Genomic DNA, 24850 nt, shown 5'->3' with positions numbered 1-24850 from the left:
ATCGGGGGTCTAGACTGGCGTCATGACGGCGGGGGAAGACCGAAGCTTCGACTGGCGCCGGGGCGGTGCCGCGGCCGTTGGCCTTTTTGCGACCCTGGTTCTGCTGGGTATGGTCGTACTCGTCGCCTTCACCAACAGTGCACGCGACAAGGCGCTGGATGCAGAACGTCATGCCTATGACGTGACCCTGCTCACCCGCACCATGGACGCCAGCATCGCGCGGGCGGAGGCCGCACTGGGCCGCTATGCGCTCGACGAGCAACGGAAGACGGGCAGCCGCTACTACGGGCAATGGCGGCTCGCGGAACAGCAACTTCGGCAACTTGAAAAGTCGGTCTCAGCAAATTCCGACCAGAGCCTACGCGTTACCGAACTCCGCAGGCTGTTCGATCAACGCGGCCAGCAATTCAGCAACGTCGCGCGCTATGTCGTTTCAAAGCAGAAAAACTACGGCATCAATTATTATTACTCGATCTCCCTACCCGAGGCCGGGCAAAAGGATGATGTCGGCACCAAGCTTCGCGCCAAGCTGAGCGAAATTGCGACGGCGGAGCGGGACGCCCTGTCCGCGAAGATCAAGGAAACGCAGTTCTTCTCCGCCGAAGCGGACCGGCTCACCGACTACCTATCTTGGCTGGGCGTTATCGTCGGTCTGTTCGCGATTTTTATGGGTGTCGTGGCAGTCCAAGCGCTTCGCCAGAATGCAGCGTCACGGCGAGAGGCCGAAAGCGAAGCGGAGCGCGCGCAGCAGCTTGAAGCGGCAGTGCGCGACCGCACGCAGGAACTTTGGCAAGCCAATCAGGCTCTCAAGCTCGAAGCCGAGGAGCGGCAGGCCGCCGAAGCCCAGCTTCGTCAGGTTCAGAAGATGGAAGCGGTCGGGCAGCTAACCGGCGGCATCGCGCACGACTTTAACAATATGTTGGCCGTCGTGGTTGGCGGCATCGACTTAGCCCGCCGCCGCCTGAACGGACCCCGCCGCGAGGTAATGACCCACCTGACGAATGCGATGGAAGGCGCGACGCGCGCAGCGGCGCTGACCCGCCGACTGCTCTCCTTCGCACGGTCCGAGCCGCTGCTGCCCGAACGGCTCGATAGCGCGAAGCTGGTCGGGGGGATGAGCGAGCTGCTTGATCGCACGTTGGGCGAACGGATCACGGTCCGGACTGAATTGGCAAACGACGGCTGGCCGGTATTTGTCGACCCGCACCAGTTAGAAAACGCCATCCTCAACCTGGCGGTGAATGCGCGGGATGCAATGGACGGCACGGGCACGCTGACGATTCGTAGCCGCAACCTAAAAATGACCGCCAACCAGGTCGGCGATATTCGCGCCGGGGAATATTTGTGCATCGACGTAGTCGATACCGGATGCGGCATGACCCCCGAGGTCAAGGAGCGCGCCTTCGAACCGTTCTTCACAACCAAAGAAGTCGGTAAAGGGACCGGCCTTGGCCTGTCGCAGATTTTCGGTTTCGCGCATCAGTCAGGCGGCGAAGTCGGAATAGAAAGCGTGGTCGGCCAAGGAACGACCGTGTCGATCTACTTACCACGCACCGAAGCCGCCGCGAGCAACGTTCGGACCCATCCCGCGATGCAGGCGAAGAGCGATGAGGAATTAATGGTGCCCGGCGCCCGCATTCTGCTGGTCGAAGACGACCCGCGCGTCCGAACCGCCACGGTCGGCGCATTGGAAGACCTAGGTTACGAGCCGATCGCTTGCGCTAGCGGTTCGGAGGCACTCGCCCTGTTCGACAGCATGGAGTTCGATCTCGTCATCTCCGACGTCATCATGCCGGAGATGACCGGGCCCGAGATGGTGCGGGAAATCAAGTCGCGGCGCCACGACATCGCGGTTCTGTTCGTCACCGGATATGTAGGCGAGGGCGAAGGCGACGATCTCATCGGCTATGACTTGCTTCGCAAGCCCTTCACGGTCAGCACTTTGGCCGCGGCGGTTGCAACCGCACTGGCACGCAACCCTAGCGAATCGCGCCCGATCGGAGGAGCCGCGGCAGCAGGCTAATCGCTGCTAGAAGCGGATGCCGCTTCTGCCATGGCTTCAACTCGATGTCCGTTCCAGCGTGTCGATTGATCTTCCACGCGATATATTCGGCGCCGCCCGCGTAGGTCGCGCTCGCCTTGGCAAGGCGGACGATCGACAAGGCCTTGCCTTCCAGGCGTCGCCGTCTCCATTGTCCACGGGTCGCACCGGGCTCGATCGACGCGATAACCGGGCCGCTGAATCGTGAATAGCGTTCCGCGTCAGCGTCCACGACAGACTCACTTCGGCCCTTCCGTTCCGCGCGGAGTTCAGCGGAATAGGTCAGCCCGAACGCCCGCCGCCACCAGTCAAGCGGGAGCTCGCCTTGGACGCGGCCCGCAGCCGCCAGCAGGGTCGGCGCAGCGCGAGCCACGGAATCGATGGCTGCCTTCCGTGACGCCGTGTTCGCGGTCCAGACTAGTCGTGACGGCTGCGCGAAACGTGCCCAGACGGAAACATTACGGGTTTCCGGGCCGTTAAGGCGGCGAAAATCGGCTTCGCTGAGCACCGCATATTTCGCGCCGAGATTCCCGTGTTGAAACGGGAAGACATTGGGAGGAATGAGCGCATTCGCCCGAGCCAACCAGCGCTTTTTATAGGCGGCGTGATAGTCGGAAACGATCAGGTAGAAATCAAGCATCAGCCCATCGAGCTGTTTCTCACGCAGGCAGCTGCCGTAAAACAGGACTGCCCGGCTGGCCGCCCCGTGCCGTTCCGCGATAGCCGCCGCCATGTCGGCGACGCGCGGGTCCACCGGTTGCGACAACTCCGCCTCGATGAGATCACGCAGATCCGATGCCATGGCCGATGGCTAAGCGGCAATACGAATGAACGAAAGCGGCTGCGCCGGGCGAAGCAGGATCGGCTTGCCGACCCCGGCGCGGAAGGTTTCTCCGTCCAGAATGACTTGGCTCGACTCGCCCTCGATTGCAATTTCGTCTGCTTCCTCGACATGCACTCCGGCAAGCTTGGTGCGGCCCAGCTTGCCGGCAAGGCTAGCTGCGAAGGCACGAAGCATCGACACAGGCCGTTGTTCGACCGCGACGAACTTCAATGGTCCCTTGCCGGCCGAGCCAAGCTCGCTCGACAACAGCAGCTTTTCCAGCGTCGTCACGAACAGGAAGGCGAAGCGCCCGGTGATCGCGCCTTCGCGGCGGACGCTGACGCTGAGCGGTGCAGGTTCGGGCGGCAAGAAGCTGGCGCGAAGCCGAAAGACTTGGCGAAGAACTACCGCGACGGCCGTGATGAAATGGCTGACGCTGTTGGGCAGGCCGAGCGGGTATATCCGGTCACGGCAGTAGAGCATGACATCCGCCAGCCCAGCTCCGCCAAGAAACATACCAATCACCGGGGTCATGGCGGTTTCGCCGCCCGAGAGCGAAATTAGCTCGCGCGCGACGATGTGCGGCGACAGGTCTGCTTTCGCCAGCTCCAGCAACTTCTCGAGGGCCGCGATCGGGTCTCCCTGCGCACCCAGATCGAGCGCGATGAGGTTGGTCTTTCCGCTGGGCAACACGGCAACCGGCGGCGCGCCATCGGCAAAATGTCCACCATTATGCAATTCGGTCAGTGCCGCCTGCACCGTCCCATCACCGCCATTTATCGCCAGCACGCAAGGCTGGATGCGGGCGATCGTCTTCATCGCGTCGCCAATCTGGTCCGCGCGTTCGACTTCGTAGTGGAAAATGTCGGGATGCTCCGCGCAAAAGGCGCGAATGCGCGGCAACTGAGCGACGTTACCCGTCGACTTCGGATTGCTGAGCAGGGCGATCCGCGGCCTCGCCATCAACCCTCCGCCGGACCTACGCTGAGGCCCTTGATGTAGAGCAACGTCACGCCGACGCGGGCTGGACCGGTGCCGACATTGAAAGCCGCCTTTTCGAACGAGGGCTTGGGATTAAACAGACTGACCCTCGGATTGCGTGAGAAGCCGCCACCATCGTGACGGTCACGCTCACCGTTAAGATTGAAATCATGATGAACCGCCACTGCGTAACGGCCAGGCGCCGGAACGGGCATGCAGACGTCCATCGACCGTCCGGTCACCGGAATCTTCATGCGACTGATGCGGCCCTTCTTCGCCAGCCAGCGATCGCGGTCGGAACCATACAGCGAGATCTTAAGCTGGCCGCGCGCCTGCTTGAGGCCAGCCACATGAACCAGAACCCCCGGCTTCCCGGCGGCGCAGTTGGTCTGTGCAGCGTACGCGGGTGCGACCATCGCCAAACCTGCGGTTACAGCCGCGGCTATCGAAAGGGGGCAAAAAGAAATGGACATGATTTTGTCGATCACTTCGCTATAGGCACCGTCAGCGCCCCGATCGTGGCCGTTCCCCCCTTTCATGGAATCGGCCGGACCTTGGCGCCATGTTCCATGTCGGCTTCCTTTGCGGCCAAATCATGGTGCACAATGGACGAAAAGGTGCAGAGCCGTGGCGTTGGTCGACCGCTATCTTGCCAGGAACATCGCCGTCCCGCTCGCCGGGACGTTGATCCTTGCGGCTATGCTCTTGGTCCTCGACAAGATGTTGCGGTTGTTCGACTTCGTTATCACCGCAGGGGGACCGGTCAGCGTCGTTTGGCGGATGCTCGCTAACCTGCTTCCCGAATATTTTTCCCTCGGCATCCCTATCGGTCTACTGCTTGGAATCCTGCTGGCTTTCCGCAAACTTGCCTTGTCGTCGGAACTGGATGCGCTGCGGGGAATCGGCGTCGGCTATGGGCGCCTGCTTCGCGTGCCTTATGCGTTCGCAATCGTCCTGATGCTGGTCAATGTCGCCATCGTGGGCTGGGTCGATCCTTATGCCCGCTACCGCTATGAAGGTCTGCGTTTCGACCTGAAATCTGGTTCCCTCGGCGCGGCGATCAAGGTCGGCGAGTTCAACGACTTCGGAAAGCGCATGACGCTGCGGATCGACCGGAGCGAAGACAATGGTACGCGCCTGTTGGGGATCTTTACCGCACTCGATGACAAGTCAGGCATGCGCATCGCCGCCACCGCGTCCGAAGGCCAGTTCCTAGCGACCGATGACCCCGACACGATCATCTTCCGGCTGAAGCGCGGTCGGCTCGTGCAGGAAGGCGAAGACTTTGCGAGCCCGCGCACCTTGTCCTTCGAAAGTTATGACCTGCCGATCAACCTGCCAGCTATCGATCCCTTCCGAGGACGAGGAAACGAGCAGAAAGAATTGACGCTGCCCGAGGTGTATGACCGAGCCTACGGCGACGCGAAGGTGGATCAGGAAGAAAGCTTGGCGTCACGGGCTAACTTGCACTTCCGCTTGGTCGAAGTGGTGATGATGCTGATGTTGCCGCTGTTGGCCGTCGCCCTCGCGGTGCCGCCGAAGCGAAGCCACTCGTCGCTGGGAATATTCGTCGGGATCGTGATGGTCGTGACCTATCACAAGATTAACCAATATGCAGAAGGGGCTGGCACCCAGGGCCGGCTCGTTCCCGAACTGGCGCTGTGGCTTCCGTTCATCGGGTTCGTCGCGCTAATCTTCTGGATGTATCACGTCATTGCCCATCGCCCGGGTGGCCAGCCTATCGGCGCGCTGGAAGCGGCATTCGCCAAGATCGGCAAGATGGCGCGACGCCTAATGCCGAGAAAACGCTACGAGCGGGTGGAAGCGGCCGCATGATCAACCTTGATTTTATGCCGTCGCGCCGGCTGGCGCTCTATGCGGCGAAGTTGTTCCTCACGCGCAGCCTCGCGGTCCTGATTGCCCTGGTGATGGTGCTGATGATGCTCGACCTGCTGGGGGAATCGAGCAAGATCCTGAAGATACCCGGCAATGGGGAAGCGGAGCTGTGGCAATATGTCACCCTCCGGGTGCCCCAGCTCATTTCCCGCTTCTTACCCTTTTCGGTGCTGCTGGGTGCGCTGATCGCGTTCACCGGTCTCAATCAGCATAGTGAAGTCATCTCCATGAAAGCGGCTGGCTTGTCGGCGCACCAGATTCTGGCGCCGATGATCGCCGCCAGCTTAGGCGTCGCCGCGCTCTTGTTCGTCTTCAACGAAACCGTCGTCATCCAGTCGATCCGGACGCTCGATGCGTGGAGCGACGCGGACTACAAGCCCATTCCTCCTGAAAGCGGCGTGCTGTCCAACGTCTGGATCCGTGATGGCGATGATCTGGTGAAGGCGAGGTTTGTCGGGGGGAATGGCTCGACCACCAAGCTTCGCGGGGTAACAATTTACGAACGCGAAAATGGGGCCATGGCGCGAGTGGTCGATGCCGAGCGCGCCGATCAGGTGCCCGGTGGTTGGCAGCTTCGGACTGTCCGAACTTACGACGCGCGGACAAACATGGTCATGAGCTATCCGGAGATGACAGCGCTTGCGGGCGTCGAGCCGGCACGTTTCACCCTTGCCAAGGTCAACCCGGCGGAACGCAGCTTCGGCGACCTAAGGGGGGCAATCGACGATCTTGCAGCGGCCGGCCGTCCAACCGAAGAAGCCCGGACCGGCTGGTGGCACAAGATGTCGGGACCTTTGTCGACCGTACTGATGCCGCTGCTAGCGGCGACCGCCGCATTCGGCCTGGCGCGGTCCGGCAAGGTGCTGCTTCGCGCGACGATCGGAATGGCACTGGGCTTCGCCTATTTCGTGGCCGACAACTTCAGCATCGCGCTCGGCAATATCGGCGCATACCCTCCGTTCCTGGCCGCATGGGCGCCGTTTTTCCTCTTCTTGCTGATCGGCGAACTCGTCCTAATCCGCCAGGAGGAGTAGAAAATCTTAGGCGCGCCAGCTGCTCGCGGCGAGCCGCCCGACCAGCGGCGCAAGGCCGCGGTGATTGGACTTGAAATAAATAGAACTGGCGTCCAGCTCCCGGGTCAAGCGACGATGCGCCTCGCCCAGCGCATGATAGGGAACGCCCGGCAGCAGGTGATGCAGCGCATGATAGCGGAGGCCTACAGGCGCCCATAGCGCGGGCAATGTCGCCGGCGGCGGTACGTTGACGCTGTCGAGATACTGAGCGGTGACACTCATTGGCTCGCCGTCATTTTCCCAAAGGTGCGCGACTAAGGTGCGCACCTGGTTCAAGAACATGACGCCCGACGCGACGCTCATGCCTATGAGGAAGGCGCGCATCGGGATGACGCCGGTCGCAGCCATACCGATTAGCGCAATTGCCCACAGGCTGGCGGCAGTTTCCTGCACGAGCCAGTCGCGGGCGAATTTACCTTGGGGCTTCGACCGGCGGAAGACCGGGTTGATCTGGAGACCCGAATAGCGCGCTACGACCATCTGGCGCAGCCGAGGGTTGAAAAGCGACAGGGGTGCGAGAACGCCGAAGCGGACCAACATCCCGATAGGCGCGAGCGCCGCGGCGATCAGGAACACGGGCAACGTCCACGGCTTCATCAAGGCTAATGGGAGATATTCGGGATCGTTGGCAGTGCCATAATACGTCTTCGCGTGATGCTGGTTATGGACGCCTTCATACAGGAATGACGGCACAAGCAACGGCACGCCCACGATTGCATTCCACGCCAAGCGGAAGCCTGGAACCGAACCCGGCTTCAAATGAGTCAATTCATGGATGAAGCTGCCGGCGCGATAGAGGGCCAGGACAGCGACGAGCGCCGCGACGAGCAGAATGCCGGTCGAGGTCGCCCAAATGGCCAGAGCCAACGCGCCATAGCCAAGCAGGGCGGAACCCAGCATGTCCGCCCAATAGATCGACGCATTGGGCTTGTTGAGTGCGCGCGTCAGGTCGGCAGCGGCGCGCAACATCGCCTTGTCGTCGGCGCGCACTGCAACCGCCGCTCGCTTCGCGGCTGCGCCTTGGTCCCTAGACAGGCTGATCGTTTCGGTCGTCATGATGTTCATCGCGGATTACAGGAGATAGTGGCACCATCGTGGCCAAACAATGAACGGCTTGCGCGCCGCCCTGCCGCCTGCAACTGAAGGCGACATGAGCGAAGCACTGACCATCCGGCCGGTCGAAAACAGGGCCGACCGCAAGGCTTTCGTCGACTTCGCCTGGGCCGTCTATAAGGATGATCCCTACTGGATTCCTCCGTTGAAGAACGAGATCCACGGCCTGCTGAACCCCAAGAAAAACCCGTGGTTCGAACATGGCCGGGCCGCGCTATGGCTAGCGGAACGAGGCGGCCGGGTCGTTGGCCGGATCAGCGCTCAGGTTGACGACCTCGTGCAAGAGCATTTGGCGAAAGGCACGGGTCAGTGGGGCATGTTCGAAGCGCTCGATGCCGAGGCCGCCGCGGCACTCATCGCTACCGCCGAGCGATGGCTCCGCGAACGGGGAATGACGAGCGCGCTCGGGCCGATTTCCATTTCGATCTGGGACGAGCCGGGCCTGCTTATCAAGGGTTTTCAGCAGCCCCCAATGGTGATGATGGGCCACCACCGGCCTGCATATCGCGCCTGGATTGAGGCCGCTGGCTATGAAAAGGCAAAGGACCTGCTCACTTATGAGCTCGACATCCGGATCGAAATGGTCCCCGTCATCGACCGGCTGATCAAGGCCGGCGAGAAAAATCCCCGGATCAACATCCGTACGGTCGACAAGTCGCGCTTCGACGAGGAGGCAGCGACGATCCTGGGACTGCTAAACGACGCGTGGTCGGACAATTGGGGATTCGTCCCGCTAACACAGGCCGAGATCGCTTATGCGGGCAAAAAATTGAAGCCGATCATCTACGAGGACCTAGTTCGCATTGCCGAATATGACGGCGAGCCGGTCGCGTTCATGATCACCATTCCCGACATCAACGAGTTGATCCGCGACTTGAATGGAGAGCTTTTCCCCTTTGGTTGGGTGAAACTGCTCTGGCGTTTGCGTAATCCAAAGACGTCTCGCGTGAGAGTGCCCCTGATGGGGGTGGCCAAAAAGGTGCAGGGAGGCCGCCTTGCAGGACAGCTCGCCTTCATGCTGATCGAGCATATCCGGCGTGCCTGCGTAGAAAAATATTGCGTGACCCACGGGGAATTCGGTTGGGTGCTGGAAGACAATCAGGGGATGATGTCGATCGCGGAGCTCCCGGGCGCCGACGTCAACCACGTCTACCGAATCTACCAACGCGACCTAGGCTAGCTCGATTGCTACGGGCGCGTGATCGGACGCCTTTTCCTCGGCGCGCGCCCATTTGTGGACTTCCGCCCCGCGCAGGCGATCCGCGGTCTGGGGCGAACAAAGCAGGTGATCGATGCGAAATCCCGCGTCGCGGGCCCAGGCGCCCGCCTGATAATCCCAGAATGTGTAGAGCCGGTCTTCCGCGGGTTTGATGGCACGCAGCGCGTCGGTCCAACCCTGAAGGACGATGCGGCGGAATGCCGCCTGGCTTTCCGGCTGGAATAGCGCGTCGCCTGCCATCGCCCGTCGGCTGAACGTGTCCCGGTCTTCGGGAATGACATTATAATCCCCCGCCAACACGGCGGGCCGCTCCTCCGTGAGAATGGTCCCGGCCCGATCGCGCAACCGCTCCATCCACCGCAATTTGTAATCGAACTTCTCTGTGCCGATCGGATTGCCGTTGGGCAGGTAGATCGATGCAACAATCAGACCCTTGGCCTCCGCCTCGATGTAGCGGCTATGCGTGTCGTGAGGGTCACCCGGCAACCCAACCTGCCGGAGGACCGGCGCCTCGTCCTTCGCCAGGATGGCGACACCGTTAAAGCCCTTCTGGCCATGCCAGACCGCATGATAGCCTAGTGCCTCGATCTCACCGATCGGCAGCGCGTCGTCAGCGCATTTCAATTCTTGAAGGCAGGCGATGTCCGGCTGTTCGCGCTGCAAATACTCAATGAGGCGCGGCAGGCGGGCGCGAATGCCGTTGATGTTGAAGGTGACGAGCTTCATGCGAACCGCTTAGCGCCGGCAGCGCATGCCGTCACCCGGGATCGGCTCAAACGGAAAAGCTGGATCCACAGCCACAGCCGGAGGCTGCATTGGGATTCGTGACCTTGAACGCCGCGCCGCCAAGATCCTCTATATAGTCAACCTGCGAGCCTTCGACGAGATCAAGGCTGACAGGATCGACGACCAAGGTGACGCCGTCGGTCGAGGTCACCGAGTCGCCATCCTCTACCTCGCCAAGCGCGAACCGATAGGAAAAGCCTGCGCAACCGCCGCCGTCAACAGCCAAGCGCAGCACCGCGGGCTTGCCCTGCTTGTCGGCGATGAAGGCAACGCGCTTTGCGGCGCTTGGGGAAAGGGTCAAGGATGTCACGGCCGCGAGATAGGGGCGATCGCCCCTATCGACAAGCTTAGCGCTTGCCGCCGGTCGGGCCGCCCAGAGCAACCGCGTCCATCGCATGAGCGCCGGCGCCATTCTTCTGCATGGCGAGCAGATACTCGTTGGAACGCATGAACGGGATCGGGTTCACTGCGCGGCCGTCGATCCGAACTTCGTAGTGAAGGTGGCTGCCGGTCGAACGGCCGGTCGAGCCCATGCGACCGATCTGCTGCCCGCGAACAACGCGTTGACCTGAGCGAACGAGGATCGACGAAAGATGACCGTAGCGGGTTTCGATGCCCTTGCCGTGAGTCAGTTTGATGAGGTTGCCGTAACCGCCGCGATTGTAGCCCGCTTCGCTGACGACGCCGTCAGCGGTCGCATAGATCGGTGTGCCGACCGGGGCGGCAAGGTCGATACCGGCATGCTTGGCGGCGCTGCCGCGGAAGGGATCGGAACGAATGCCGTAGCCCGAGGTGAACTCGGCGGTCTTAACCGGCTTGTCCGACGGCACCGCGATCGCGCTGTCAGTAATGTTGTCGAGCTTCTTCCAGCTGGTGAACAGCGACTTGAAGGTAGGGTCAGACTTGCTGGCGGAATCGAACGGGCCGCCTTGGGCGAGCTTCCCGTCAGCCGCGACGGTATAGCCCAATTCGGCAATGACTTCGGGATCAACCTTGGCCCCCGACAGCATGGCGGCAAGCACCTGCTGGCGATGCTCAATTTGCTTCACGCGCGCTTCGGTGGCGGCGGCGAGACGAACGAGGTCGGTGGACACGGCGGCGGCGGGCTGGGCGGGGACGGCAATGGGAGTGAGAAGAATGCGGGCAGTCGCAAAAGCGGACCAGAGAAGGACGACGACCGCAGCGACGAGCATCGCCATCTGCACCGGCGCCGAAAGGCGTAACCGGCGAAGGTGGTTGCCATCGTGAATGAAGAAGTCACGATCCCTGAAAAGCTTTCCCGAAGCGAGTGTTGCCTGGGTCATGGTGCCTGACTGCTCCCTAACTCAATTACAGCCGTCGGAAGCCCGAAGGATTCCGGCGCGAAAATTCAAAGTCATGGAGCTCCCCAGCCCCTTCGAACCGACAGGTAGTTGCCCACCACCTTGTCGACGAGGATGAAACTGACCCGGAGTGGTTAAGCAATTCAACACTCGGTTCCCTTGGACAGGGTGAACCGTCCGGCCGCTACGACGAATTGAAGCTGAAACTTGCGTTATGTTGCATATTTAACGGAAGTTTAGCATCGGAATTGGTCGTTCGTCGTCGAATCCCTCCGTTCGTCGACGGTCCAACAAGCCGGTTTCGCGCCAGAGCTTTAGCCGCTACACCCTGCGACGGGCCACGCCGTCCCAACGCGGCGCGTGCTCTCTGCGAGGAGAGTTATTGTGACGAACAAAACGCCAGCCGTGCGTCCCGCGCGGCCGTATTTTTCTTCCGGTCCATGCGCCAAGCCCCCGGGCTGGGACGCCGATAAGATCGATACCCGTATCCTCGGCCGCTCGCATCGCAGCGGACTGGGCAAGGAACGCCTGCGCTATTGCATCGGTTTAATGCGGGGGATGCTGGAGTTGCCCGACACGCACCGCATCGGCATCGTCCCTGCTTCTGACACTGGCGCATTCGAAATGGCGATGTGGTCGATGCTCGGCCAGCGTCCCGTGACCGCCTTGGCGTGGGAAAGCTTCGGCGAAGGCTGGGTTACCGACACGGTGAAGCAACTGCAGTTGAACCCTACCGTCATCCGCGCCGATTATGGCCAGCTTCCGGACCTCAAACAGGTGGACTGGCGTCACGACGTGCTGTTCACTTGGAACGGCACGACCAGCGGAGTTCGGGTCCCGGACGGTGACTGGATCGCGGACGATCGGGAAGGCCTCAGTTTCGCCGACGCGACCAGCGCTGTGTTCGCCTATGACATCCCGTGGGACAAGGTCGATGTCGCGACCTTCAGCTGGCAAAAAGTGCTGGGCGGCGAAGGCGCTCACGGTGTCCTAATTCTCGGCCCCCGGGCCGTCGAACGGCTGGAAAGTTTCACACCCGACCGACCGTTGCCGAAGATCTTCCGGCTAACAAAGGGAGGAAAGCTGATCGAGAGCATTTTCACCGGCGAAACCATCAACACGCCGTCCATGCTGGCGGTGGAGGACGCGATTTTCGCGCTGGAGTGGGCAAATTCGGTCGGCGGCCTCCAAGGTTTGATGGCACGCACCGACGCCAACGCCAGCGCGCTCGGCCGCATTGTCGCAGAGCGCGAATGGCTCGGGTACCTCGCTTCCGATCCCTCGACCCGATCAAAGACAAGCGTCTGCCTGAGCGTCGCTGGCGCCAACGCCGACGTAATCAAGCGCTTCGCCAAATTGCTCGAGCAGGAGGACGTTGCTTACGACATTGCCGGCTATCGTGACGCGCCGCCGGGCCTTCGCATCTGGTGCGGGGCGACCGTCGACGCTGCCGACATCGACGCCCTTGGGCCGTGGCTCGATTGGGCCTGGGAGAATTTGCAATGACGGTCCGCGTACTAATTTCCGACAAGATGGATCCCCGGGCCGCCGCGATTTTTCGCGAGCGCGGCGTCGAGGTCGACGAGATGGACGGCCAGACGCCGGAGCAACTCAAGGCAATCGTCGGCAAGTATGACGGGCTGGCGATCCGCAGTTCGACGAAGGTCACGAAAGATCTGCTCGATGCCGCAACCCGCCTCAAGGTCGTCGGCCGCGCCGGTATCGGCGTCGACAATGTCGATATCCCTGCGGCGACGGCGCGCGGCGTCGTCGTCATGAACACGCCGTTCGGCAATTCGATCACAACCGCAGAGCATGCCATCGCCCTCATGTTCGCCCTCGCGCGCCAACTTCCAGAAGCCGATGCGTCGACCCAAGCGGGCAAGTGGGAAAAAAACCGCTTCATGGGCGTCGAGGTGACCGGAAAAACGCTCGGGCTTATCGGAGCGGGCAATATTGGCTCAATCGTCGCTAGCCGGGCGCTCGGGTTGAAGATGAAGGTTGTCGCCTACGACCCATTTCTCACGCCCGAGCGTGCGATCGAAATCGGCATTGAAAAGGTCGAGCTCGAAGAACTCTTGAAGCGCGCGGACTTCATCACCCTTCACACGCCGCTGACTGATCAAACGCGCGGAATCCTGAGTCGCGGTGCGCTGGCCAAAACCAAACCGGGCGTACGCATCGTCAATTGCGCGCGCGGCGGCCTGATCGATGAGGCAGCCTTAAAGGACGCACTCGACAGTGGCCAAGTGGCCGGCGCGGCCCTCGATGTATTCGAGACCGAGCCCGCCAAGGACTCGCCGCTGTTCGGGACCCCGAACTTCATCTCGACACCTCACCTTGGCGCTTCCACCAACGAGGCTCAGGTCAACGTGGCCATCCAGGTTGCGGAACAGATGAGCGACTACTTGCTGCTGGGCGGCGTCACCAACGCCATCAACATGCCGAGCCTCAGCGCCGAGGAGGCGCCGCGCCTGCGACCCTACATGACGCTGGCGGAAAATCTGGGCAAGCTGGTCGGCCAGATTGTTGGAGAGGACGTTCGCTCGGTCGCCGTGGAGGTCGAGGGCGCCGCCGCCCAGCTCAATCAGAAGCCGATAACGGGTGCCGTGCTGGCCGGGCTGATGGGTACCTATTCGCAGACGGTGAACATGGTGAATGCACCGTTCCTCGCTAAGGAGCGCGGACTCGACGTGCGGGAGGTTCGCCACGACCGAGAGGGGGACTACCACACCTTGGTGGCGGTCGAGGTGGTGACGTCGAAGGGCACGCGCCGCGTTGCGGGTACCCTGTTCGGAAACAGGGCCCCTCGCCTTGTCGAAATGTTCGGCGTGGAGGTCGAGGCCGAGCTGGCCGGGTCAATGATCTACATCGTCAACACCGACACGCCTGGCTTCATCGGCAAGCTGGGCACCGCGCTCGGGCAGGCGGGAATCAACATCGCCACCTTCAACCTTGGCCGACGCGCAGCGGGCGGCGAGGCTGTGGCGTTGGTCGCGGTCGATGGCGATGTACCGCAAACAGTTGTGAAGACGTTATGCGGTCTCGAAGGCGTGCGCGAGGTGGTTCCGCTGCGATTCTAATGGGTCACGGCGAAACCGCTTTCTCGCGGCATGTCGGCTAGCTCTTCATCCAGACGGTCGACGCGTGCTGCGGACGGGCCATGGCACATCCGGTCGATCAGCGCTCGGACAGCTTCCGGATCGCCCGCGACTAACGCCTCGACGCTGCCGTCGGCTCTGTTGCGCACCCAGCCACTGACGCCCAAGTCGTCCGCCTGCTGCTTGGTCCATGCGCGGAAAAAGACACCTTGCACTCGACCGGTCACGACCACGCGGCGGGCGACGGCCATGATCAGACCGTCGCGATGTCCGGGGCGTCCTCGGCCTTCATGCCCACGACGTTGTAGCCGGCGTCGACATGATGGATTTCGCCGGTTACGCCCGAGGCGAGGTCGCTGAGTAGGTATAATCCGGCGCCGCCAACGTCCTCGATCGTCACGTTGCGCCGTAGCGGCGAATTATACTCGTTCCACTTCATGATGTAGCGGAAGTCACCGATGCCGCTGGCCGCCAGCGTCTTGATCGGGCCGGCGCTGATCGCATTTACGCGAAGGCCTTCGGGTCCAAGGTCGGCGGCAAGGTACTTTACCGAGGTTTCGAGCGCGGCCTTGGCCACGCCCATCACATTGTAATGAGGAATGACTTTTTCGGCGCCATAATAGCTGAGCGTCAATAGCGAACCGCCGGGCCTCATCATCCCGCGAGCCCGTGCCGCGACGGCAACAAAGCTGTAGACCGAGATGTTCATGGTCATCAGGAAATTGTCGAGGCTGGTATCAACATAGCCGCCGCGAAGCTCGTTCTTGTCGGAGAAGCCGATCGCATGGACGACGAAATCGAGCCCGTCCCAGCGTGCCTTCAACGCATCGAATGCCTCGTCGAGCTTGCCCATCTCGCCAACGTCGCAATCAATCAGCAAGTCGCTCCCCAGCTGCTCGGCCAACGGCCTTACCCGCTTTTCGAGCGCTTCGCCCTGATAGCTGAATGCCAGCTCCGCGCCCTGCTCCCGCAGTTGCTTCGCGATGCCCCACGCCAGTGACCGGTCGTTTGCCAGGCCCATGATGAGCCCGCGCTTGCCTGCCATGATGCCGCCCATCGGCTAGTTCCCTTTTTTCCTGCGCATCTCGGCGCGCCCCATTTCTTCCTCGGGGGCCGGCTCTTCGACCGGAAGTTCCGCTTCGTACGGCCCCTCGTAATGCTCGCCCCTTAGCGCCTTTCCGCCAGGCTCGACCAGTGCAGCGTTGAGTTCCGCCCCTGCCACCACGCCGAGGCCGATAACGAAGAAAAAGATGAGCGCAACCATGACCCCCGCCAGGCTACCGTAGGTTAGTTCATAGCCGCCGAACAAGCCAATGACCCGGGGTAGCAGCTCGACGGTTACCAGCCACCATACAGTGGCGATGAATGCCCCCGGCCATTTGCGGCATTCGATCGTTCGGTAGCGCGCAGGGGTCAGCGCGAGAAAAATGACGTAGAAGGTCGCGAACAGCGTGACGGCGGGAATGATGCGGTAGAAGCCGAGCTGGTGACCGAGCCCTTCCGAGAACGGCAGCTGCGCCACGACGAACTGGTGAACAGACGTCAGAAGCACAGTCACGCCGAACGCGATGAACAACAGAACCACCGAGCCCAAGATTACAGCCATCGAAGCCAGCCGATACTGCCAGAAGCTGGCCGAATATTTTACGCCATAGGCTCGACGAAGAATGTCGCGGATCGTTTCAATGAAGCTGGCTGCGGTCCACAGGCCGACCAGCGCGCCGAACCAGAGCAGCGCGCCCGACCGCCCCTGCAGCACCTCGTCGATCGGGCCTTCCAATACGCCTCGTACGGCCGGCGGCAAGCGGCCAAGGATGGTCGCAACGGTTAGCGCCGTATCCTCCGTCCGTCCAAAGATGCGCGCGACGGCGGCCGCTAGGATGAGGAAAGGGAATATAGCCAATAACGCGAGATAGGCGAGGTTTCCGGCGTGGATGAAGCCGTCGTCGTAGACGCCGATCGCCACTCGCTTGGCGACGATCAGCGGCTTGATTTCCTGTTTGGCCCGCTCGATTGCGGCCTTGCCGAAGCGAGCGCGCAGCCTGGCGAGACGCTTGCGCCGCTCTTCAGGCGAGTGGGGATGAAGGTCCTTCATCGAGGAAGGTCAAACCCCAAACGACGCCCTTGGGTTGCCGCCGCCGTCCCATTGCTCGGCAAAGCGTTGCAACGCTTCGTCCGACGCAGGCAGGTCTACCGCCAGTTCGACTAGCAGATCGCCCCGGGTTCCGTCTTTGGCCGTGAAGCCCCGACCCTTCAGACGCAGAACCTTGCCGGACGACGTTCCTTTTGGAACGGTCAGCATCACCGGACCCTCCGGTGTCGGCACCTTGACCTTTGCGCCCAGCACCGCTTCCTTCAGCGTCACGGGTAGGGTCAGGCGGATGTTCTTGCCGTCACGGACGTAAAAGGCGTGAGGCGCGATCTCGATTGTCACAAGCGCGTCACCCCGCCCACCCGGGCCTTCCTTCCCCTGTCCAGCGAGGCGGATGCGCGTGCCGTCATCGACCCCCTTGGGCAGTTTCAGGTCAATCATCTTGTTTTCGGCCAGCTTGATGCGCTGCTCCTTCAGCGTCGCCGCATCGACGAAGGGCACTTTCAGCCGATAGGCGACATCCGCGCCCTTTTGTGGCGGCCGGGCCCGGTTGAAACCGCCGAACGGGCCATTGCCGGTGTTGCTGCGCCGCGCGCCTGCTGCCGCACCGAACAGGCCTTCGAACAGGTCGGAAAGGTCAGCTGCATCGGCCCCCTGAAAGCCGCCGCCCGCGCCGCCCGGATAGCTTTCGTAGCCACCACCTGGCCGAGCGCCCCCGGCACCACCCCCGAATCCGCCGCCGAAAGGCATACGCGGATTGCCGTCCTCGTCGATTTCACCACGATCGTAACGCGCCCGCTTGTCCTTGTCGGAAAGAAGGTCATAGGCGTGGGTGACTTTGGCAAAGCGCTCCGCTGCCTTGGGGTTATCCTTGTTGCGGTCCGGATGCAGCTGTTTGGCTAGACTGCGATAGGCCTTCTTAATTTCGCCATCGCTCGCGCCCCGCTGCACACCCAACTGCTGATAAAGATCCATCACGGCCCCTTCGTTCAGTCCCCCCGTTTCGGGATGAGCCGCGTTCCCGTCAAGCTTTACGGCGCTCTAGGCGGCGTACGCCGAACGCTGAACGGAGCCTCGACACGCGCCGCTCGAGGGGGCAAACGCGCGGCATGGCCGACGACCCTATTTCCCTGTTCGACAGCTGGTTCAAAGAAGCGCGGAAAAGCGAGCTCAATGACGCCGAGGCGATGGCCTTGGCGACCGCAACGCCAGACGGACGACCTTCGGTTCGCATGGTCCTTCTGAAGGGCCATGGCCCGGATGGTTTCACCTTTTACACCAACGCCGATAGCAGAAAGGGCAACGAGCTGGCGGCCAACGCCCATTCTGCCTTGCTCTTCCACTGGAAATCCCTGCGGCGTCAGGTGCGGATCGAGGGGCCGGTCAGTGAAGTGCAACCGGAGGAAGCGGACGCCTATTTCGCGACCCGCGGACGGGATTCGCAGCTGGGCGCCCATGCCTCTATCCAATCCCGGCCGCTCGACCGGCGGGAGACGTTCGAGGCCCGGTTCGAGGATATGGCTCGTCAATTCGCCGGCCGCGACGTGCCAAGACCGGACCGGTGGACGGGGTTCCGCGTTGAACCCCGTCGAATCGAGTTCTGGTCTGACCGTCCCCACCGCCTCCACGAACGCCGCCTGTTTACGCGGATCGAGGGAGAGTGGATCGAAGGACTTCTCTATCCATGAACTCGGTGCAGCATCATCACACTGAGCGGTCGAAGCTGACTACCCGCGCCGCAATTGCCAGCATTTCGATGGCCCTCTTCCTGACGGTGCTCAAGGGATATGCGGCCTGGGCCACGGGTTCCGTGGCCATGCTTGGCAGCCTTGCCGACACAGTGCTCGACTTGATCGCCAGCTTGGTCACGCTGTTCGGGGTTCGTTGGGCAGCAATGCCAGCGGACGACGACCACCGCTTCGGACATGGCAAGGCAGAGGCGCTGGCGGCGCTCGTCCAGGTTATTCTGATTACCCTATCTGCGCTCGGGATCGCGTGGCGGGCGTTTGACCGGATGGTCAACGGCCAGCCGACAAAAGGGCTGGAACTGGGCGTCGCGGTTTCAGTCGTCGCCATCGCCGCGACCTTCGCCCTGCTCAGCTACCAGCATCACGTTATTCGCAGGACCGGGTCGGTCGCGATCCGGACCGACCATGTCCATTACCAGTCCGACCTGCTGCTCAATCTGGCGGTTATCGCCGCGCTCGTCATCGATCAGGTACTGGGCTGGCGGCTTGCCGATCCGCTGTTCGGCTTCGCGATCGCGGCTTGGCTGATGTACGGCGCGTGGCGCGCAGCGAGCCAAAGCATCGACCAACTGATGGACCGCGAGTGGCCGGACGAGGAGCGCGAAGCCTTCCTCTGCGCCGCGAAGGATTATCCGGAACTCAAGGGGCTTCACGACCTACGGACCCGCACGTCGGGTGCTCACCGCTTCGTGCAGTTTCATGTTTGGGTTCCGGCGCATTGGACAGTCCGCGAGGCGCATGACCGGATGGATATCGTCGAAGAAAAGCTGCAGCATCGCTTCTCCGGTACGGAGATCATCATTCATCTAGACCCCGAAGGTCACACCGACCGCGAAGGCATCTTGCCGCAGGAACTGACGGAGAGTGCGCGATGACCCCCATGCCGTTCTTTCAGGTCGACGCGTTCGCTGACCGGCCGTTCAGCGGCAATCCCGCCGCCGTCATGCCACTCGACCGCTGGCTACCCGACGGCACGATGCAGTCCATTGCCGCAGAGAATAACCTCAGCGAAACCGCCTTTACGGTACCGAGCGAGGACGAGCATGCGGATTATGAGCTCCGCTGGTTCACGCCCGCAGTCGAAGTCCCGCTCTGCGGTCATGCGACGTTAGCGGCGGCGCATGTTCTGCTGAAAGGCGGGCGCATCCGTTTCGCAACTAAGTCCGGCATCCTAACGGTGTCCCGAGACGATGACGACGCAAGTCTTCTGAAGCTCGACCTGCCCGCCGCGAGCCTGCGCGAAGTGTCCGAACCCGGGGTGTGCGAAGCGCTGGGGCTGCCCGATCGCCCCTTGTGGCTAGCAGACGGCTGCAACGATAGTATTATCGTACCGGTTGAAGATGAGCGGGCCGTGCTTGCCGTCGCTCCCGACTTCGCGGCCCTCGGCAAAATCCATCGCATGGCGATTGTGACGGCGCCCGGTGACGATCAGGATATCGCGAGCCGGGTGTTCGTTTCCTACGCTGGAATCGACGAAGACCCCGCGACCGGCTCCGCCCATGCGGCACTCGTCCCCTACTGGGCCGAGCGTCTGGGCCGGAAACGGTTCACCGCCTTGCAGGCCAGTGCCCGGACTGGGCTGCTCGACTGCGAGCTAAAAGGTGAAAGGGTGGTACTGGGCGGACACGCGGTCACGGTCATCGAGGGTTATTTCCAGCTATGAAGACTTTAATGGCCCTGCTTGCGGCACTCTCAATTGCCAATGCTGAGCCCGCACCGAGCGCCGGTGAGGAGAAGGCGATCCTGACCGTCATCGCCAACATGGAGGCCGCCTGGAACCGCGGGGATTTTCGCGGCTACATGGAGGGTTTCCAGAACCCCGGCGTGCAGTTCGTGTCCGGAGGAAAATTCCAGGACGGCTGGCAAGGAACGCTCGACCATTATGTCCGCGATTACGGCGGTTCGACCGAACGGCGGGGCAGGCTTCATTTTTACGACATGAAGGTCGAACTGCTCGGGCCGGATGCCGCAATGCTGGTCGGACGCTATCGGCTAGACCGCGGCAAGCGCCACACCGAGGGCGTCAACACGCGCCTATTCCGTAAGCGGGATGGTCACTGGCTCATTACCCTCAACCATGTCTCCGCCTACGACGTTACTCCGTCCGCGCCAGAAGATTCGCCAAGTCAGCCTTCCAATTGACCGCCCATGTATGGGTGCCGTGACCGCGGGTATTGGGGCTTTCCGGGATCATGCGGAATCGCGCGTTTTTCATCCGCTTCACGGCCTCTGTGGGGACTTCGAGGTTGCGCGGATTAATGAAGTCGTCGGCGGAATTGATCCACATGACCGGGTCGATGATCCGCTCCAGCCCGGGCCAGGGATTATAGTTACGCGAGGATTCGAACTGGTACAGCATGTCGTTGGCATCGAGCGAGGCCAGAGCTGTCGAGACCGATTGCCGGACGTAGCCCGTGGCCCTTTCCCTGGTCGGATATTCTCGCTGCAGCAACAGTGGCGCGCTTCCGGCAACGAACAGAAGCGATTGGGCCGTCCTTAATCCCTGCTGGGGCTGCCGCTTGTAATTGCCGTTCTGCCACGCCGGGTCGGACTTGATGCCGTCGACGATTAGTTGCCTCCACATGCGGTTGAGCCCCGCGATTTCGATCGGCTGACAGGCCAGCGGCATGATTGCCTTCGCAAACCCCGGATGCTTTTCGGCCCAGACGAAGCCGTGCATGCATCCCATGGATGTGCCCATCAGCAGTCGCAGCCGCTTAACGCCAAGTCGTTCGGACAGGAGGCGTCGCTGCGCCTCGACCATGTCGTCATAGTCATAGGCGGGGAAAGACATTCGCATTCCGTCCGACGGTTTGGACGATGAGCCATGCCCCACATTGTCAGGCAGAATGACCCAATATTTGCGGATATCTAGCGGTTGGCCCGGTCCGTACAGTTCGTCCGCGAATTGCGGTCGGAGGAACTGCTTGCCGGTACCGCCTGTTCCGTGCAGCACCATCACCGCATTCTCAATTTCTCCGGCGGCGTTCCGGCGAGGCTGGCCGAGCGTGGTGTAGTGCATGCGCAGTTGGGGAAGTGTCTCGCCGGACCCGAACCGGAAATCGCGTATGACGTAATCGGCCTCTTGCGCGGGCCAAGTCTTCACCCCGGCGACTGCCGGGACAGGCGACGGCACCCCGGCCTGCAACGCAAGGGCAACCACGGCAGTGCTAATCAACATCGGTACGCGCCTTTCGTCAGGCCGCAGCGGCCTTGTCCATCGATGCTGTCTCGGTGGCGGTGATCGTTCCGCCGCCGAGCAGCCGGTCACCTTCATAAAAGACGGCCGACTGGCCCGGTGCAACTCCATATTCGGGAGATTCGAAAGTCAGCCGCTTGCCATCCCAGCGACTGGGCACAGGGCGCGCGAGGCTGCGGACCTTGGCCTCTACGACCTGCTGGTCTTCCGCCAGCCAGTTGATGCGTTCGACATGGGCCGCCGCGACGGCAAGTGCCCGTCGGGGGCCGACGACCAAGCGACGCTGCTCCGGTTCGATTCGGACGACGTAGAGAGGCTCAGGTTGTCCGCCGATCTCGATACCCCGGCGCTGGCCGATGGTGAAGTGCACCACGCCTTGGTGCCCGCCCAGCACTCGGCCCTGCATATCGACTATGTCACCCGGCGCCGCCGTTTCAGGGCGGAGCCGCTTGACCAGCCCGGCGTAATCGCCGTCCGGCACAAAGCAGATGTCCTGGCTGTCTGGCTTGTCCGCGACGACGAGACCTTCCTCAACCGCTAGCCCGCGAACCTCGCTCTTTGGCAAATTCCCCAGCGGAAAGCGCAGATACTCCAACTGGTCCCGTGTGGTCCCATAGAGGAAATAGCTCTGGTCGCGTGCGGGATCTCGGCCTTTCCACATCTCGACGCGGTCGCCGTTCACGACGCGCCGGACATAATGGCCGGTCGCGAGGCAATCGGCGCCCAGTTCCCGCGCAAATCCAATTAGGTCAGTGAATTTCACGCCTTGGTTGCACAACGAACATGGCACAGGGGTCCGACCTTCCGCATACTCGTGGACGAACTTGTCGATTACCCCAGTGCGGAAGCGGCTTTCGTAGTCGAGTACGTAATGAGCAATGCCCAATCGGTCGCAGACCGTCTTCGCGTCATAGATGTCCTGCCCCGCGCAGCAGCTGCCGGACCGCTTCACCGCCTCGCCGTGATCGTATAGCTGAAGCGTGACGCCGATTACCTCCGCGCCGGTACGCGCGGCGAGTGCGGCAACGACCGACGAATCGACACCTCCCGACATCGCGACAACGATCCGCGCCGAAGCGGCGTCTTTTTCTAGGTCAAAACGGGGAAGCATTGCGGCGGTTCTTTACTCGAAATTCACCCTGTCCGGCTAGACCGGCGATAGGTTCAACGGGGGAAAGCCGGTTCATTGGCGCGATTCGACGGCAATCTGAAGGCAGCGGCAGAAGCGCAACTCGATATCGAGGAACTGCTTTCCGCGCTGGCCGATGGCCGCGCGAGCAGAAATGAAGACCGGCAGGATGCCATCGCCTGTTTCCTCTCCGCCAGCGAGGGGTGGCGGGACGCAAAGACGCTGTTGAAGGGTGCCTTCGCCCGCATGCCGAATGCGGCATGGTTAAAGGATGATAAGGATTGATGAAGGGGAAGGTTACCAGCGCGCTTCAGCAGTTATCAACGGCCTTCGGTTAAATCCTGGCCATCGACAGCAGTTTAACGTGATTGAGGTTTTGTAATGCTCGAGAATCAGAAAATCCGGCCAGCGCAGGTAATCGGACCGCTCGGAGAGCCGCTGACTCTCGATTCGCTTCCGCCGCCCTCTACGACCCGCTGGGTCGTGCGCCGCAAGGCCGAGGTTGTAGCTGCGGTGGCCGGCGGCCTGCTGACCGTCGACGAGGCTTGCCAGCGCTATACGCTGAGCCTTGAAGAATTCACTGGCTGGCAGCGCGCGGTCGACCGATCCGGCATGCCGGGCCTCCGCGTTACTCGCATCAAGCATTACCGCGACCAGTACGAGCGCCAGCAGCGCTACTAGGTTTCGGCCGTCCCCAACGCCGATCTAACTGGGCCCTGCCGGCAACGGCGGGGCCTATTTCCTATGTCGTTTCGATGCCGGTACTAGACATTCTATTGCTTTACCGGAACAACAGCGTTGCATCGAGCGTCTTAGGTGCCGGAAGGCGCCCCGCGTACAAGGGGTGGCCACGAACAGGAGGAACGCAATGCTTACCTGGATCCTGATCATCATTGTCGGTGGTATTCTTGGCTGGCTGGCCAGCATCGTCATGCGCACTGACGCACAACAGGGTATTCTTCTCAACATCGTCGTCGGCATCGTCGGCGCAATTCTCGGCGGTCTTCTGCTGGCCCCGCTGCTCGGCGGCGGCTCCATCACCAGCGGTGACTTCTCGCTTCCCAACCTTCTGATCTCGCTCCTTGGCGCGATCATCCTTCTGGCAATCGTCAACCTCGTCCGTCGCGGCAGCGTCCGCTAAGCGGCAAGGCGCACGAAAAAATGTGGGCCGCCCGGCTGGTTCCGGGCGGCCCTTTTTAATTGCCGTGATTGAGCGTTTATGCGCTTGAGCGTTTATTGGAGCTCGAAGCTCATCGACAGGTTGACCTGCAACTGCTGTGTCCCGGGATCGATCTCCGTTTTGGCGACACGAGCACCGGTCACCTGGATGGCATCGGCGGCGTAGGGCATCGGCGGCGGGACATAGGCACCGCTTTCACTCACGGACAGCAGCCGGACGACTCGCTTGCCGAGAGCGCGGGCATAAAGCTCCGCCCGCGCCTGCCCAACGGCAACGGCCTTGGCGCGCGCTTCGTCATAAGCAGCTTCGGGCTTGTCGATAGTCAGGCTAGGCCCGTTGATCTGGTTGGCCCCTTCCGCCACCAAAGCATCCAGGATTGCGCCGCTGCGCTTCAGATCGCGGAATTTCACGTTGACCGTGTTAGTCGCGCGGTAGCCGGTGAGGCGCGGCGGCTGGTTCTCGCCATAGCGATATTCAGGGTTGAGGTTGATCGTCGAGGTCTGGATGTCCTTGTCGGCGATGCCGGCCCGCTTCAACGCCGCACGCACGCGCTCCATCCGCGTCGCATTTTCCTCGATCGCGGCGGTGGCGGTGGGCTGCAGCGTCTGCACGCCTGCCGAGATGATCGCGAGGTCAGGAACCCGCGTTACTTCCCCGGAGGCATTGATATCAAGCCTTGTGCCGGACAGCACAGGCACCGTCGCCACGGACTGCGCTATCGCCGCCGCGGGCAAGACTGCAGCGCTGAGGGCAACCGCGGTCAACAGGGTCTTACGCATGATATTCTCCCACCAAGGAAAAGGGCCATCGGTCGTTCAAGCTGGCTGACGACCGATGGCCCAAATATGAACGGCCCAGATGTGTCGCCGATTACCGACGGCGAAGCACTAGGCGGTAGATCAGCAGGATGAGGAAGGCGCCGACGATTGCCGCAACGAAACCGGCCGCCTCACCGTCATCGTACCAGCCAACCATCTTGCCGAGGAAACCGGCCAAAAGCGCGCCAGCGATGCCGAGCAACATAGTGATGAGGCAGCCACCAGGGTCCTTGCCGGGCATCAAAAGCTTGGCGATCCCGCCGGCCAGCAGGCCGATGACGATCCAACCGATAATCCCGTAACTTTCGATCATCCCCATACGCTCCCTG

Annotated in this window: 28 protein-coding genes; 13 read left to right on the top strand and 15 right to left on the bottom strand. The window is 62.0% G+C overall.

Annotated features, from left to right (window positions below):
• Positions 1 to 22 precede the first annotated feature (22 nt).
• Positions 23 to 2023, top strand: coding sequence for an ATP-binding protein (locus D3M59_RS07510; RefSeq protein ID WP_119533040.1), 2001 nt, complete (start codon positions 23 to 25; stop codon positions 2021 to 2023).
• Here the strand turns inward: D3M59_RS07510 and D3M59_RS07505 are convergent.
• Genes D3M59_RS07505 through D3M59_RS07495 form a run of 3 tightly spaced genes read right to left on the bottom strand, consistent with a single transcriptional unit; the run spans position 1980 to position 4384 of the window.
• Positions 1980 to 2843 (bottom strand): hypothetical protein, encoded by an 864-nt coding sequence (locus D3M59_RS07505; protein WP_119533039.1) that lies wholly within the window; start codon positions 2841 to 2843, stop codon positions 1980 to 1982. The two genes, D3M59_RS07510 and D3M59_RS07505, sit on opposite strands and share 44 nt — an antisense overlap.
• A gap of 9 nt (positions 2844 to 2852) precedes the next feature.
• Complete coding sequence (locus D3M59_RS07500) at positions 2853 to 3827, bottom strand: diacylglycerol/lipid kinase family protein (RefSeq protein ID WP_119533038.1); 975 nt, start codon at positions 3825 to 3827, stop codon at positions 2853 to 2855.
• Positions 3827 to 4384 (bottom strand): DUF2141 domain-containing protein, encoded by a 558-nt coding sequence (locus D3M59_RS07495; protein ID WP_119533037.1) that lies wholly within the window; start codon positions 4382 to 4384, stop codon positions 3827 to 3829. Before D3M59_RS07495 ends, D3M59_RS07500 begins: the two co-directional genes overlap by 1 nt.
• Before the next feature lie 88 nt (positions 4385 to 4472).
• Between D3M59_RS07495 and D3M59_RS07490 the strand changes: the two genes are divergently transcribed.
• Together D3M59_RS07490 and lptG are read left to right on the top strand one after the other, a co-directional pair.
• Positions 4473 to 5681 (top strand): LptF/LptG family permease, encoded by a 1209-nt coding sequence (locus tag D3M59_RS07490; protein ID WP_233543191.1) that lies wholly within the window; start codon positions 4473 to 4475, stop codon positions 5679 to 5681.
• Positions 5678 to 6775, top strand: coding sequence for an LPS export ABC transporter permease LptG (gene lptG, locus D3M59_RS07485; protein ID WP_199662452.1), 1098 nt, complete (start codon positions 5678 to 5680; stop codon positions 6773 to 6775). The genes D3M59_RS07490 and lptG overlap by 4 nt, the downstream gene beginning before the upstream one ends.
• A 6-nt stretch (positions 6776 to 6781) precedes the next feature.
• Here the strand turns inward: lptG and D3M59_RS07480 are convergent, their stop codons facing one another.
• Positions 6782 to 7879, bottom strand: coding sequence for a fatty acid desaturase family protein (locus D3M59_RS07480; RefSeq protein WP_407695440.1), 1098 nt, complete (start codon positions 7877 to 7879; stop codon positions 6782 to 6784).
• Between the two features lie 40 nt (positions 7880 to 7919).
• On the opposite strand from D3M59_RS07480, the gene D3M59_RS07475 reads away from it, so the two are divergent.
• The gene (locus tag D3M59_RS07475; protein WP_407695439.1) at positions 7920 to 9107 is read left to right on the top strand and encodes an N-acetyltransferase; all 1188 of its coding nucleotides are present in this window, start codon (positions 7920 to 7922) and stop codon (positions 9105 to 9107) included.
• On the opposite strand, the gene xth is transcribed toward D3M59_RS07475, so the two are convergent.
• The 3 genes from xth to D3M59_RS07460 are packed head-to-tail and all read right to left on the bottom strand — an operon-like array spanning position 9099 to position 11236.
• Entirely contained in the window at positions 9099 to 9872 is a 774-nt protein-coding gene (gene xth / locus D3M59_RS07470; RefSeq protein ID WP_119533035.1) for an exodeoxyribonuclease III, read from the bottom strand. The two genes, D3M59_RS07475 and xth, sit on opposite strands and share 9 nt — an antisense overlap.
• A gap of 46 nt (positions 9873 to 9918) precedes the next feature.
• On the bottom strand, positions 9919 to 10242 hold the full coding sequence (locus tag D3M59_RS07465; protein WP_233543190.1) for a HesB/IscA family protein: 324 nt from the start codon (positions 10240 to 10242) through the stop codon (positions 9919 to 9921).
• A 37-nt stretch (positions 10243 to 10279) separates the two neighbouring features.
• Complete coding sequence (locus tag D3M59_RS07460; RefSeq protein WP_119533034.1) at positions 10280 to 11236, bottom strand: M23 family metallopeptidase; 957 nt, start codon at positions 11234 to 11236, stop codon at positions 10280 to 10282.
• 402 nt (positions 11237 to 11638) lie between these two features.
• On the opposite strand from D3M59_RS07460, the gene D3M59_RS07455 reads away from it, so the two are divergent.
• Both D3M59_RS07455 and serA read left to right on the top strand, forming a co-directional pair.
• Positions 11639 to 12760, top strand: a complete 1122-nt coding sequence (locus D3M59_RS07455) for a phosphoserine transaminase (protein ID WP_119533033.1) — start codon at positions 11639 to 11641, stop codon at positions 12758 to 12760.
• Positions 12757 to 14337, top strand: coding sequence for a phosphoglycerate dehydrogenase (gene serA / locus D3M59_RS07450; RefSeq protein WP_119533032.1), 1581 nt, complete (start codon positions 12757 to 12759; stop codon positions 14335 to 14337). The genes D3M59_RS07455 and serA overlap by 4 nt, the downstream gene beginning before the upstream one ends.
• Here serA and D3M59_RS07445 read toward each other — a convergent pair.
• Genes D3M59_RS07445 through D3M59_RS07430 form a run of 4 tightly spaced genes read right to left on the bottom strand, consistent with a single transcriptional unit; the run spans position 14334 to position 17425 of the window.
• Entirely contained in the window at positions 14334 to 14606 is a 273-nt protein-coding gene (locus D3M59_RS07445; protein WP_119533031.1) for an acylphosphatase, read from the bottom strand. The genes serA and D3M59_RS07445 overlap by 4 nt on opposite strands.
• Before the next feature lie 2 nt (positions 14607 to 14608).
• Entirely contained in the window at positions 14609 to 15412 is an 804-nt protein-coding gene (fabI, locus tag D3M59_RS07440; RefSeq protein WP_119533030.1) for an enoyl-ACP reductase FabI, read from the bottom strand.
• 3 nt (positions 15413 to 15415) lie between these two features.
• Entirely contained in the window at positions 15416 to 16450 is a 1035-nt protein-coding gene (locus D3M59_RS07435; protein ID WP_119533029.1) for a YihY/virulence factor BrkB family protein, read from the bottom strand.
• Positions 16451 to 16459: 9 nt separating this feature from the next.
• Complete coding sequence (locus D3M59_RS07430; protein WP_407695438.1) at positions 16460 to 17425, bottom strand: DnaJ C-terminal domain-containing protein; 966 nt, start codon at positions 17423 to 17425, stop codon at positions 16460 to 16462.
• A gap of 131 nt (positions 17426 to 17556) precedes the next feature.
• Here D3M59_RS07430 and pdxH point away from each other — a divergent pair, with 131 nt between their 5' ends.
• Genes pdxH through D3M59_RS07410 form a run of 4 tightly spaced genes read left to right on the top strand, consistent with a single transcriptional unit; the run spans position 17557 to position 20337 of the window.
• Positions 17557 to 18135, top strand: coding sequence for a pyridoxamine 5'-phosphate oxidase (gene pdxH, locus D3M59_RS07425; RefSeq protein WP_119533027.1), 579 nt, complete (start codon positions 17557 to 17559; stop codon positions 18133 to 18135).
• Entirely contained in the window at positions 18132 to 19070 is a 939-nt protein-coding gene (locus D3M59_RS07420; RefSeq protein WP_119533026.1) for a cation diffusion facilitator family transporter, read from the top strand. The genes pdxH and D3M59_RS07420 overlap by 4 nt, the downstream gene beginning before the upstream one ends.
• Positions 19067 to 19858: a PhzF family phenazine biosynthesis protein gene (locus D3M59_RS07415; protein ID WP_119533025.1), complete on the top strand. Its 792-nt coding sequence runs from the start codon at positions 19067 to 19069 to the stop codon at positions 19856 to 19858. Before D3M59_RS07420 ends, D3M59_RS07415 begins: the two co-directional genes overlap by 4 nt.
• Positions 19859 to 19866: 8 nt before the next feature.
• The gene (locus D3M59_RS07410; protein ID WP_119533024.1) at positions 19867 to 20337 is read left to right on the top strand and encodes a YybH family protein; all 471 of its coding nucleotides are present in this window, start codon (positions 19867 to 19869) and stop codon (positions 20335 to 20337) included.
• Here the strand turns inward: D3M59_RS07410 and D3M59_RS07405 are convergent.
• Both D3M59_RS07405 and mnmA read right to left on the bottom strand, forming a co-directional pair.
• Entirely contained in the window at positions 20291 to 21376 is a 1086-nt protein-coding gene (locus D3M59_RS07405) for an alpha/beta fold hydrolase (RefSeq protein WP_119533023.1), read from the bottom strand. The genes D3M59_RS07410 and D3M59_RS07405 overlap by 47 nt on opposite strands.
• A 16-nt stretch (positions 21377 to 21392) precedes the next feature.
• Positions 21393 to 22505: a tRNA 2-thiouridine(34) synthase MnmA gene (gene mnmA, locus D3M59_RS07400; RefSeq protein WP_119533022.1), complete on the bottom strand. Its 1113-nt coding sequence runs from the start codon at positions 22503 to 22505 to the stop codon at positions 21393 to 21395.
• A gap of 75 nt (positions 22506 to 22580) precedes the next feature.
• On the opposite strand from mnmA, the gene D3M59_RS07395 reads away from it, so the two are divergent.
• The 3 genes from D3M59_RS07395 (at position 22581) to D3M59_RS07385 (ending at position 23664) form a co-directional block, all read left to right on the top strand.
• Entirely contained in the window at positions 22581 to 22808 is a 228-nt protein-coding gene (locus D3M59_RS07395; RefSeq protein ID WP_119533021.1) for a hypothetical protein, read from the top strand.
• A 96-nt stretch (positions 22809 to 22904) separates the two neighbouring features.
• Positions 22905 to 23204 (top strand): CtrA inhibitor SciP, encoded by a 300-nt coding sequence (sciP, locus tag D3M59_RS07390; RefSeq protein WP_037497888.1) that lies wholly within the window; start codon positions 22905 to 22907, stop codon positions 23202 to 23204.
• A gap of 187 nt (positions 23205 to 23391) precedes the next feature.
• Positions 23392 to 23664 (top strand): GlsB/YeaQ/YmgE family stress response membrane protein, encoded by a 273-nt coding sequence (locus D3M59_RS07385; protein WP_119533020.1) that lies wholly within the window; start codon positions 23392 to 23394, stop codon positions 23662 to 23664.
• A gap of 92 nt (positions 23665 to 23756) precedes the next feature.
• Here the strand turns inward: D3M59_RS07385 and D3M59_RS07380 are convergent, their stop codons facing one another.
• Together D3M59_RS07380 and D3M59_RS07375 are read right to left on the bottom strand one after the other, a co-directional pair.
• Entirely contained in the window at positions 23757 to 24482 is a 726-nt protein-coding gene (locus D3M59_RS07380) for an SIMPL domain-containing protein (protein ID WP_119533019.1), read from the bottom strand.
• Between the two features lie 91 nt (positions 24483 to 24573).
• Positions 24574 to 24834, bottom strand: a complete 261-nt coding sequence (locus D3M59_RS07375; protein WP_199662450.1) for a GlsB/YeaQ/YmgE family stress response membrane protein — start codon at positions 24832 to 24834, stop codon at positions 24574 to 24576.
• Between the last annotated feature and the right edge of the window lie 16 nt (positions 24835 to 24850).

The sequence above is a fragment of the Sphingomonas edaphi genome, assembly GCF_003583725.1.
GTDB classification, from domain to species: Bacteria; Pseudomonadota; Alphaproteobacteria; order Sphingomonadales; family Sphingomonadaceae; genus Sphingomicrobium; species Sphingomicrobium edaphi.
This window is presented reverse-complemented; position numbering and strand designations above follow the sequence as displayed.

Bases quoted from the DNA above. Each gene is read 5' to 3' on its own strand.
- D3M59_RS07475 (WP_407695439.1), top strand. From the start codon at position 7,920: ATGAACGGCTTGCGCGCCGCCCTGCCGCCTGCAACTGAAGGCGACATG.
- D3M59_RS07435 (WP_119533029.1), bottom strand. From the start codon at position 16,450: ATGAAGGACCTTCATCCCCACTCGCCTGAAGAGCGGCGCAAGCGTCTC.
- sciP (WP_037497888.1), top strand. From the start codon at position 22,905: ATGCTCGAGAATCAGAAAATCCGGCCAGCGCAGGTAATCGGACCGCTC.
- D3M59_RS07415 (WP_119533025.1), top strand. From the start codon at position 19,067: ATGACCCCCATGCCGTTCTTTCAGGTCGACGCGTTCGCTGACCGGCCG.
- D3M59_RS07505 (WP_119533039.1), bottom strand. From the start codon at position 2,843: ATGGCATCGGATCTGCGTGATCTCATCGAGGCGGAGTTGTCGCAACCG.
- D3M59_RS07420 (WP_119533026.1), top strand. From the start codon at position 18,132: ATGAACTCGGTGCAGCATCATCACACTGAGCGGTCGAAGCTGACTACC.
- pdxH (WP_119533027.1), top strand. From the start codon at position 17,557: ATGGCCGACGACCCTATTTCCCTGTTCGACAGCTGGTTCAAAGAAGCG.
- D3M59_RS07385 (WP_119533020.1), top strand. From the start codon at position 23,392: ATGCTTACCTGGATCCTGATCATCATTGTCGGTGGTATTCTTGGCTGG.
- D3M59_RS07380 (WP_119533019.1), bottom strand. From the start codon at position 24,482: ATGCGTAAGACCCTGTTGACCGCGGTTGCCCTCAGCGCTGCAGTCTTG.
- D3M59_RS07445 (WP_119533031.1), bottom strand. From the start codon at position 14,606: ATGGCCGTCGCCCGCCGCGTGGTCGTGACCGGTCGAGTGCAAGGTGTC.
- D3M59_RS07375 (WP_199662450.1), bottom strand. From the start codon at position 24,834: ATGATCGAAAGTTACGGGATTATCGGTTGGATCGTCATCGGCCTGCTG.
- D3M59_RS07480 (WP_407695440.1), bottom strand. From the start codon at position 7,879: ATGAACATCATGACGACCGAAACGATCAGCCTGTCTAGGGACCAAGGC.
- D3M59_RS07405 (WP_119533023.1), bottom strand. From the start codon at position 21,376: ATGTTGATTAGCACTGCCGTGGTTGCCCTTGCGTTGCAGGCCGGGGTG.
- fabI (WP_119533030.1), bottom strand. From the start codon at position 15,412: ATGGGCGGCATCATGGCAGGCAAGCGCGGGCTCATCATGGGCCTGGCA.
- D3M59_RS07500 (WP_119533038.1), bottom strand. From the start codon at position 3,827: ATGGCGAGGCCGCGGATCGCCCTGCTCAGCAATCCGAAGTCGACGGGT.
- mnmA (WP_119533022.1), bottom strand. From the start codon at position 22,505: ATGCTTCCCCGTTTTGACCTAGAAAAAGACGCCGCTTCGGCGCGGATC.
- serA (WP_119533032.1), top strand. From the start codon at position 12,757: ATGACGGTCCGCGTACTAATTTCCGACAAGATGGATCCCCGGGCCGCC.
- D3M59_RS07460 (WP_119533034.1), bottom strand. From the start codon at position 11,236: ATGACCCAGGCAACACTCGCTTCGGGAAAGCTTTTCAGGGATCGTGAC.
- xth (WP_119533035.1), bottom strand. From the start codon at position 9,872: ATGAAGCTCGTCACCTTCAACATCAACGGCATTCGCGCCCGCCTGCCG.
- lptG (WP_199662452.1), top strand. From the start codon at position 5,678: ATGATCAACCTTGATTTTATGCCGTCGCGCCGGCTGGCGCTCTATGCG.
- D3M59_RS07495 (WP_119533037.1), bottom strand. From the start codon at position 4,384: ATGAAAGGGGGGAACGGCCACGATCGGGGCGCTGACGGTGCCTATAGC.
- D3M59_RS07410 (WP_119533024.1), top strand. From the start codon at position 19,867: ATGGCCCTGCTTGCGGCACTCTCAATTGCCAATGCTGAGCCCGCACCG.
- D3M59_RS07510 (WP_119533040.1), top strand. From the start codon at position 23: ATGACGGCGGGGGAAGACCGAAGCTTCGACTGGCGCCGGGGCGGTGCC.